The 9,369-nt window shown below is 72.2% G+C and carries 10 protein-coding genes; 9 read left to right on the top strand and 1 reads right to left on the bottom strand.

Annotated elements, in window-relative coordinates; all coding sequences use genetic code 11:
* Positions 1-2,358 (bottom strand): Tex family protein (locus BWR60_RS34730; RefSeq protein WP_088157724.1); only part of this gene is annotated, 2,358 nt, incomplete at its 3' end.
* A 160-nt stretch (positions 2,359-2,518) separates the two neighbouring features.
* Here BWR60_RS34730 and BWR60_RS34735 point away from each other — a divergent pair.
* The 9 genes from BWR60_RS34735 (at position 2,519) to BWR60_RS34775 (ending at position 9,069) form a co-directional block, all read left to right on the top strand.
* A complete protein-coding gene (locus tag BWR60_RS34735) occupies positions 2,519-2,989 on the top strand; it encodes an SRPBCC family protein (protein ID WP_088157706.1) in 471 nt (156 codons plus the stop codon).
* An 11-nt stretch (positions 2,990-3,000) separates the two neighbouring features.
* Positions 3,001-3,585 (top strand): glutathione S-transferase N-terminal domain-containing protein, encoded by a 585-nt coding sequence (locus BWR60_RS34740; protein WP_088157708.1) that lies wholly within the window; start codon positions 3,001-3,003, stop codon positions 3,583-3,585.
* A gap of 120 nt (positions 3,586-3,705) precedes the next feature.
* Positions 3,706-5,175: a DHA2 family efflux MFS transporter permease subunit gene (locus tag BWR60_RS34745; RefSeq protein ID WP_088157710.1), complete on the top strand. Its 1,470-nt coding sequence runs from the start codon at positions 3,706-3,708 to the stop codon at positions 5,173-5,175.
* A 68-nt stretch (positions 5,176-5,243) separates the two neighbouring features.
* A complete protein-coding gene (locus tag BWR60_RS34750; RefSeq protein WP_088157712.1) occupies positions 5,244-6,038 on the top strand; it encodes a DUF1835 domain-containing protein in 795 nt (264 codons plus the stop codon).
* Between the two features lie 14 nt (positions 6,039-6,052).
* Entirely contained in the window at positions 6,053-6,817 is a 765-nt protein-coding gene (locus tag BWR60_RS34755; RefSeq protein WP_088157714.1) for an HpcH/HpaI aldolase family protein, read from the top strand.
* A 105-nt stretch (positions 6,818-6,922) separates the two neighbouring features.
* Complete coding sequence (locus BWR60_RS34760; RefSeq protein ID WP_088157716.1) at positions 6,923-7,303, top strand: hypothetical protein; 381 nt, start codon at positions 6,923-6,925, stop codon at positions 7,301-7,303.
* A gap of 97 nt (positions 7,304-7,400) precedes the next feature.
* Positions 7,401-7,886, top strand: coding sequence for a copper chaperone PCu(A)C (locus tag BWR60_RS34765; RefSeq protein WP_088157718.1), 486 nt, complete (start codon positions 7,401-7,403; stop codon positions 7,884-7,886).
* 1 nt (position 7,887) lies between these two features.
* Positions 7,888-8,496, top strand: a complete 609-nt coding sequence (locus BWR60_RS34770; protein WP_088157720.1) for an SCO family protein — start codon at positions 7,888-7,890, stop codon at positions 8,494-8,496.
* A 54-nt stretch (positions 8,497-8,550) separates the two neighbouring features.
* Complete coding sequence (locus tag BWR60_RS34775) at positions 8,551-9,069, top strand: YcnI family protein (protein ID WP_088157722.1); 519 nt, start codon at positions 8,551-8,553, stop codon at positions 9,067-9,069.
* The last annotated feature ends 300 nt before the right edge of the window (positions 9,070-9,369 follow it).

Here is a 9,369-nt window from a genome sequence, read left to right on the forward strand (position 1 = left end):
CTGGCCGTCACCACGGCCCTGGCCCCCCCGACCCTGGCCATCGCGACCTTGGCCGCCCTGACCCTGACCGCCCTGCCCCGGCTGGCCGGGCCGGCCCTGCTGCTGGTGCCGCGGCCGGTCGCGGCCTTCGGGCCGGCCGCCGGGGGCGCCGCCCTCGCGGCGCGGCGGGCGTGCCTGGCCGTCATCGTCCAGCCGCATGGTCAGGCCGATGCGCTTGCGCTGCGGGTCGACCTCCAGCACCTTGACCTTCACCACGTCGCCCGGCTTGGCCACCGTGCGCGGGTCCTTCACGAAGGTCTTGGACATGGCCGAGATGTGCACCAGCCCGTCCTGGTGCACGCCGATATCGACGAAGGCACCGAAGGCGGCGACGTTGGTGACCACCCCCTCCAGCACCATGCCGGGCTGCAGGTCGCTAAGCTTCTCCACGCCCTCCTTGAAGGTCGCGGTCTTGAAGGCGGGACGCGGGTCGCGGCCCGGCTTCTCCAGCTCGCGCAGAATGTCGGTCACCGTCGGCACGCCGAAGGTGTCGTCGGTGAAGCGCTCCGGCTCCAGCCCGCGCAGGGCCGCGGTGTCGCCGATCAGCGCCTTGATCTCGCCGCCCGTGGCCTCGATGATCCGGCGCACCACCGGATAGGCCTCGGGGTGCACGCCCGAGGCGTCGAGCGGGTCGTCGCCGTTCGGGATGCGCAGGAAGCCGGCGCATTGCTCGAACGCCTTGGGCCCCAGCCGCGGCACGTCCTTCAGCGCCGCGCGCACCCGGAACGGGCCGTTGGCGTCGCGATGCTGCACGATGTTCTGGGCCAGCCCCTCGCCGACGCCGGACACCCGGGCCAGCAGTGGCGCCGAGGCAGTGTTGAGGTCGACGCCGACCGCGTTCACGCAGTCCTCGACCACGGCGTCGAGCGAGCGCGACAGCTTGGCCTCGCTGAGGTCGTGCTGGTACTGGCCGACGCCGATCGACTTCGGGTCGATCTTCACCAGCTCGGCCAGCGGGTCCTGCAGCCGGCGGGCGATCGACACCGCGCCGCGCAGCGACACGTCGAGCTCCGGCAGCTCCTGCGAGGCGAAGGCCGAGGCCGAGTAGACCGACGCCCCGGCCTCCGACACCACCGCCTTGGTCAGCCTGAGGTCCGGATGCCGCTTCATCAGCTCGGCGGCCAGCTTGTCGGTCTCGCGCGACGCCGTGCCGTTGCCGATGGCGACCAGGTCGACGCCATGCGCCTGGGCCAGCCCGGCCAGGCTGGCGATCGACTCGTCCCAGCGCTTCTGCGGCTCATGCGGGAAGATCGCGGTGGTGGCGACGACCTTGCCGGTGGCGTCGACCACGGCGACCTTCACCCCGGTGCGGAAGCCGGGGTCCAGCCCCATGGTGGCGCGGGTGCCGGCCGGCGCCGCCAGCAGCAGGTCGCGCAGGTTGCCGGCGAAGACCTTCACCGCCTCCTCCTCCGCCGCCTGCCACAGGCGCAGCCGGAGGTCGATGTCGAGATGCACCAGGATCTTGGTGCGCCAGGCCCAGCGCACCGTCTCCGCCAGCCAGGCATCGCCCGGCCGGCCCTGGTCAGCGACGCCGAAGCGGTTGGCGATGCGCTGCTCATACAGGCCGGGGGCCTTGCGGTCCGCCGAGTCGGGCAGCTCCTCCGGCTCCAGCGTCAGCGACAGCGCCTCCTCCTTCTCGCCCCGAAACAGGGCCAGGATGCGGTGCGAGGGCAGCTTGGTCAGCTTCTCGGCATAGTCGAAATAGTCGGAGAACTTGGCGCCCGCCTGCTCCTTGCCCTCGCGCATCTTCGACAGCAGCCGGCCGCGGGTCCAGGCCTCCTCGCGCAGGGCGCCGATCAGATCGGCATCCTCGCCGAAGCGCTCGACCAGGATCGAGCGGGCGCCGTCCAGCGCCGCGGCAGCATCGGCCACGCCCTTCTCGGCATCGACGAAGGCGGCGGCGGCCTCCTGCGGGTCGCGGGTCGGGTCGCCCAGCAGCGAGTCGGCCAGCGGCTCCAGCCCCGCCTCGCGGGCGATCATCGCCTTGGTCCGGCGCTTCGGCTTGTAGGGCAGGTAGATGTCCTCGAGCCGGGCCTTGGTCTCGGCCGCCTCGATCTGGGCGCGCAGCGCATCGTCCAGCTTGCCCTGCTCGGCGACGCTGTCGAGGATCGTCTTCCGGCGCTCCTCCAGCTCGCGCAGATAGCGCAGCCGCTCGTCCAGCGTGCGCAGCTGGGCGTCGTCCAGGCCGCCGGTCGCCTCCTTGCGGTAGCGGGCGACGAAGGGAACGGTCGCGCCGCCGTCAAGCAGCTCGACCGTGGCGGCGACCTGGGCCTCGCGCACGGAGAGCTCGTCGGCAATGCGCTGGCTGATGGAGATCATCGAACGACCGGGGGTGTTGTGATGGGAACCGGAAGGGGCTGCTTCTACCGCGCCGCCGCGGTCCAGGTCAAAACCAGCCGGCGGGTCGCCTTGCCCTGGCCCCTTTCGCCATGATACTGAAGCCACCACTTAAGCAACAAGCCACGCCGGAGGAACCGTCATGAGCGAGCGATCCGTGCAGCATGGCAGCTTCACCATCCGGCGCCGCTACGACGCGCCGCCATCCCGCGTGTTCAGGGCCTGGGCCGACCCCGCCGCCCGGCTGGTCTGGGGCGCCCCCGGCGACGACTGGGAGCTGGCGGAGCCGCGATTCGACTTCCGCGTCGGCGGCATCGAGACCAGCCGCTTCGGCCCGCCGGGCGACCCGGTCTACCGCAACGAGACGCGCTACGCCGACATCGTGCCCGACCGGCGTATCGTGTTCAGCTACACGATCGACCGCGGCGACACCCGGATCTCCGCCTCGCTGAGCACGGTCGAGCTGCTGCCGGACGGGGCCGGCACCCGGCTGGTCTTCACCGAGCAGGCGGTGTTCCTGGACGGCGGCGACCAGCCGGAGATCCGCGAGGGCGGCTGGCGCGAGATCCTGGACAAGCTCGACGCCTTCCTGCGGCGCCGGGCCGCTCACTGAGGAGGCCTTCCATGAAGCTGTACCTCGCCCCCGGCGCCTGCAGCCTGGCCGACCACATCGCCCTGCACGAGGCCGGGCTTGAGTTCGAGCGCATCCGTGTCGACATCCCGACGCGGCGGACCGAATCGGGCGACGACTTCACCCGGGTCAACCCGAAGGGCTATGTCCCGGCGCTGGTGCTGGACGACGGCACGGTGCTGACCGAGAACGCCGCGATCCTGACCTGGGTGGCCCAGCGCGCGCCGCGACTGGCCCCCGCCGGCGAGATGGGGCGGATCCGGCTGGCCGAGATGCTGAGCTTCATCGGCGCCGAGTTGCACAAGCTGCTGATCCGGTCGATCTTCCCGATCAGCGGGGAGGAGAAGCAGGCCGTCGACGAGGTGGTGGCGCAGCGCCTCGGCTATCTCGCCGAGCGGCTGCCCGGCGACTATCTGTTCGGCGCGGAGATGAGCGTCGCCGACGCCTATCTCTACGTCATGCTGCGCTGGGCCCGGGACCTCAACCTGCAGCGGCCCGACCCGCTGCCGGCCTATTTCGACCGGGTGAACGCCCGGCCGGCGGTGCAGCTGGCCCTGCGGCATGAGGGGCTGAGCTGATGCCGCCAGGCCAGGAAGGGGGTCTTGCCCCGTCCGGCAGCGGCGTGATACTCAACCCTTAAGTTAAGAAACGGGACCGCCGATCCGCCCGCCGCGGGACGCAGCGAAAGGGAGAACGCCATGACGGACCGCCCTGTCGAGCCTCGGACGGCGGCGCCTCGGGACGGGCGCTGGCTGGCGCTGACCGTGCTGTGCCTCGGCGTGCTGATGATCGTGCTGGATTCGACGGTCGTGAACGTGGCGCTGCCCTCGATCAAGACCGATCTCGGCTTCAACGACTCGACCCTGGCCTGGGTGGTGAACGGCTATCTGCTGACCTTCGGCGGCTTCCTGCTGCTGGGCGGCCGGCTGGGCGACCTGTTCGGACACCGCCGGCTGTTCCTGATCGGCCTCGCCGTCTTCACCCTGGCGTCGCTGGCCTGCGGGCTGGCCACGAACCAAGTCTTCCTGATCACCTTCCGCGCGGTGCAGGGGCTGGGCGGCGCCGTGGTCTCCGCCGTCGCCCTGTCGCTGATCATGGACCTGTTCACCGAGCCGGCGGACCGGGCCAAGGCGATGGGCGTCTACGGCTTCGTCGCGGCCGGCGGCGGCAGCGTGGGCGTGCTGCTGGGCGGCCTGCTGACCGGCGCGCTGAGCTGGCACTGGATCTTCCTGATCAACCTGCCGATCGGCATCGCCGTGTTCGGCCTGTCGTTGCCCCTTCTGCCCGCCACTCGAAACGAGGCGGCGGACCGGCGGCTCGACATCGCTGGAGCGGTCACCGTGACCGCGGCGCTGATGCTGGCCGTCTATGCCATCGTCAACGGCAACGACGCCGGCTGGACCTCGGCCCAAACCTTCGGCCTGCTCGGCGGCGCCGTGGTGCTGCTGGCCGCGTTCGTGGCGATCGAGACCCGCGTGGCCGCGCCGCTGATGCCGCTGGGCCTGTTCCGGCTGCGCAGCCTGGCCGTGGCCAACGTCATCGGCACGCTGTGGGCCGCCGCCATGTTCGCCTGGTTCTTCCTGTCCGCCCTCTACATGCAGCAGGTGCTGGCCTACGGCCCGATGGAGGTCGGCCTGGCCTTCCTGCCGGCCAACCTGATCATGGCCGCCTTCTCGCTCGGCCTGTCGGCCAGGCTGGTGATGCGCGTCGGGATCCGGCTGCCGATCGTGGTCGGGCTGCTGCTGGCCGCCGCCGGGCTGGCGCTGTTCGCCTGGGCCCCGGTCGGCGGCAGCTTCGCCCTGCATGTGCTGCCCGGGATGCTGCTGCTGGGCCTGGGCTGCGGCATGGCGCTGAACCCGGTGCTGCTGGCGGCGATGAGCGAGGTCGGCCCGACCGAATCCGGCCTCGCCTCCGGCATGGTCAACACCGCCTTCATGATGGGCGGGGCGCTGGGCCTGGCCATCCTGGCCAGCCTGGCGGCGTCGCGCACCGGCGGGCTGCTGGCGGCCGGCGCCGACCAGCCGGCGGCGCTGGTCGGCGGCTACCAGGCCGCCTTCCTGGCCGGCGCCTGCTTCGCCGCGCTGGCGGCGGTGCTGGGCGCCGTGCTGCTGCGCACGCCGCCCGCGGCGGCCGTGCCGGTGGGCGAGGCCGGGCCGGCCACGTCATAGCCCCCTTGCCGCACTGTGCCGCGGCGATCGGGTTGCTATAGTCCGGATCCCGATCCGGAGGACCCGCGATGCCCGTTCCCATGCTGCATCTGTGCTGCGGCGACAGCGCCGCCGAGGTGATCCGCGCCGGGCTGGCCCTGCCCGAAACCGCGGTGCTGATCCTGCGCGACGACCTGGCGGTCGGGCCGCTGGCCGATGTCGACAGCGACCGGCCCGACGCCCGCGCCGCCTTCTGGCACGCGGTGTTCCCGGACGAGGACCGCGAGGCGATCGAGACCGGCGGCGCCTTCGTCGACCAGCTGGCGGCCGAGGCGGCGACGCTGCGCGGCCTGCCGGAGGCGGCGGAGGCGTTCGTGATCTGGCACGGCAGCGGCGCCGCCGAGCAGCTGACGCTGCGCCGGGCGCTGTGGGCCCTGCGCGATACCGCCGCGCCGGTGCGGGAGGTCGCGGTCACGCCGGATGATCGCCGCGGCGACGGCATGACCGCCGTGGCGATGCTGGAGCGGCAGCGCGTGCCGGCGGCCGAGGCCACCGCCCGGCCGGCGCCGGCGGAGCGCCGCGCCGCGTTGGCGGCGGAATGGGAGCGGCTGCGCGCCGATGGCGGCGGCCTGCGCCACCACCGCGACGGCGCCATCACCACCCACCCGATCGACGCGCACGACGCCGAGATCCTCGCCGCGGTCGAGGACGACTGGACGCCGGCGGGCCGCGCGGTCGGCCGGCCGATGGGCACGATCACCGGCTTCTTCGCCACCGATGCCTTCTGCTTCTGGCGGCTGCGCCAGCTGGCGGCGCAGGGCAAGGTGGAGCTCGAGGGCAGCCCGACCACCATCCGCGGCTGCCGCGTGCGGCGGACCCGCTGAGACAAGGAACACCGATGGACCTCGACCGGAACCGGTTCAAGGCGGCGCTGGCCGCCGGGCAGACCCAGATCGGGCTGTGGAGCAGCCTGTGCAGCAACATCGTCGCCGAGATCATCGGCGACAGCGGCTTCGACTGGATCCTGTTCGACACCGAGCATTCGCCGAACGAGCTGCCGGACCTGCTGTCGCAGCTGCAGGCGGCGGCGCGCGGCACGGCCACGGGCATCGTCCGGCCGGCCTGGAACGACCCGGTGCTGATCAAGCGCATCCTCGACATCGGCGCCCAGGCGCTGCTGATCCCCTTCGTCCAGACCGCGGAGGAGGCGCGCCGCGCCGTGGCCGCCTGCCGCTATCCGCCGGCCGGCATCCGCGGCATCACCACCAGCGGCCGCGGCAGCCATTACGGCCGGGTGACGGACTATCTCAAGAAGGCCGATGCCGAGATCTGCGTGCTGCTGCAGGTCGAGACCGGCGAGGCGCTGGCGCGGATCGAGGAGATCGCCTCGGTCGACGGCGTCGACGGCGTGTTCATCGGCCCGTCCGACCTGTCGGCATCGCTGGGCCATATCGGCAACTCGCAGCACCCGGAGGTGCAGGACGCGATCCAGGACGCCGTGCGGCGCCTGACCGCCATCGGCAAGCCGGCCGGCATCCTGACCTCGGTCGAGGCCGAGGCCCGGCGCTACATCGAATGGGGCTACCGCTTCGTCGCGGTCGGCACCGATCTCGGCCTGCTGGCCCGCAACGCCGACGCCCTGGCCCGCGGCTTCAAGGGCTGACAGCGCAGGCGATCGGGGGCACCATGTCGCAGAGCGGCCGGGTTTGCCCCCGGCCGCGACCGTGATATCCCGGCCGGGAGAGAAGGGGGAGCGCCGACGGTGCGCATGAGGTGGGCACGGAGACGGGCATCGTGGGTCGCGCTGGGCGCGGCCTATCTGCTGTTCGTCCAGGCCATCCTCGGCGGCCTCGCCATCGGCGCCAGCGCCGCCCCGGCGGCCTTCGACCCGCTCTCCGCCCTCTGCCGCACCGATGACGGGACGATCCCCGCCCGCCAGGACCTGCCGGCCGGCCATCCGCACCTGCCCGATTGCTGCACCACCGGCTGCGCCATGTTCGGCGGCGCCCCGGTGCCGGGCTTCGTCGCGGTGCTGCTGGTGCCGCACCTGGCCGGCCGCAGCGAGCCCGCGCCCCTGCCCCTGGCCACCGTCGCCACCGCGCCCCAGCGCTCGCCCGCGAATCCGAGGGCCCCTCCCGCCCAGGCGTGATCCAAGCCGGGCCTGCAGAGACGGCAGGCCCCCGTCGGTTCACGGCCGGAGCCTGGCGCCAGAGACGCGCCGCCCGGCCAGCCTGGAGCACATTCCCATGTCCCTGTTCGCGCATCTGCGCTCCGCCGCTTTCGCCGCCGCCCTGGCGCTGCTGGCCACTGGTGCGGCGACCGCGCACGAATTCAAGTCCGGCCCGATCGAGGTGGCCCATCCCTGGGCCCGGGCCACGCCGCCCGCCGCCAAGGTCGGCGGCGGCTATGCCGAGATCCGCAACGACGGGGCCGAACCGGACCGGCTGGTCTCGGTCACGGCCGAGGTCGCCGGCCGCGTCGAGATCCACGAGATGGGCCTGAAGGACGGCGTCATGACCATGCGGCCGGTCGAAGGCGGCGTGCCCGTCCCGGCCAACGGCACCGCGGCGCTGGCACCCGGCGGCTTCCACCTGATGATGATGGACCTGAAGAGGCCGCTGAAGGCGGGCGAGAGCTTCGCCGGTACCCTGACCTTCGAGAAGGCCGGCACCATCGCCGTGACCTTCGAGGTGGCGCCGATCGGCGCCACCGCTCCGGGGGCGGAGCATTGAGATGCGCGCCCGCATCCTGGTGCCAGTGCTGCTGGCCGTCACCGCCATCCTGGTCGGCGCCGCCGGCTTCCTGCTGGTCTATTCCAAGGACCCGGCCACCGGCCGGGTCGTGGCGCTCGGCACCGAGCCGGGCGGTCCGTTCCGCCTGACCGACCAGACCGGGGCGACGCTGACCGACGCCGAGCTGAAGGGCCGGCCCTTCGCCGTGTTCTTCGGCTTCACCCATTGCCCGGAGATCTGCCCGACCACGCTGTGGGAGATGTCGCAGGCGCTGGCGGCGCTGGGGCCCGACGGCGACCGGCTGCGCGTGCTGTTCGTCACCGTCGACCCGGAACGCGACCGGCCGGAGATGCTGCAGCAGTACCTGCAGTCCTTCGACCCGCGCATCACCGGCCTGACCGGCACGCCGGAGGAGATCGCCGCCGTGGCGAAATCCTACCGGGTGTACTGGCGCAAGGTGCCGACCACCGACGGCGACTACACCATGGACCATTCGGCCATGGTGTACCTGATGGATGCCGAGGGCCGGTTCCGCGACATCATCGCCTACGGCACGCCCGAGCCCGAGCGGCTGGCCGCGCTGCGCCGCCTGCTGGCAGCCGACGCCTGATTCCTCAATTCCTTTCGACCGTCGCCGGCCGCGCCGGCGACCCGGAGACCCGCCATGCTGAAATCGATTCTCCCCGCCCTGGCGCTGGCCGCCTTCGCCGCCACCCCGGCCTTCGCCCATATCACGCTGGAGACCCAGGAGGCGCCGGTCGGCGGCACCTACAAGGCGGTGCTGCGCGTGCCGCATGGCTGCGAAGGCTCGGCGACCGTGAAGATCCGCGTCCAGATCCCCGAGGGGGTGATCGCGGTCAAGCCGATGCCGAAGCCCGGCTGGACCCTGGAGACGGTGAAGGGCAAGTACGCCGCGTCCTATGACTATTACGGCACCCCGACCAGCGAGGGGGTGACGGAGGTGGTGTGGAGCGGCGGCAAGCTGCCGGACGAGTTCTATGACGAGTTCGTCTTCCGCAGCTACCTGACCGCGGGCCTGACGCCCGGCAAGCACCTGTACTTCCCGGTGGTGCAGGAGTGCGAGACCGGGACCGACCGCTGGATCGAGATCCCGGCCGAGGGCAAGGATGCCGACGACTACGAGACCCCGGCGCCGGGGATCAAGCTGCTGCCGAAGAAGTGAGGGTGGCAGGTTCAGGCAACCGGCCAAACCAGTCCCCCCTCCCCTTGCGGGAGGGGGATAGGGGGAGGGGGTTGTCGATCGAAGGGTGCCGGCTCGGAACGGCTAGGGTGTTCGGGAACCCGCGACGACACCCGAGGGTGATTCCAGCGGCCCGAACCCCCTCCCCCTTGTGTGTTGAAGATCTGCGAGGATGGTGGAGATGCGGTGCCGGGCAATGCCCGGCACCGCATCGCGGTCGTGAGCCCGTATCCCCCTTGGTTTGCAGCCCGTGGGGTAGCTTGGCGCCGCGGCCGCATCTTC

The sequence above is a fragment of the Inquilinus limosus genome, assembly GCF_002195995.1.
In the GTDB taxonomy this organism is placed as follows: domain Bacteria; phylum Pseudomonadota; class Alphaproteobacteria; order DSM-16000; family Inquilinaceae; genus Inquilinus; species Inquilinus limosus_C.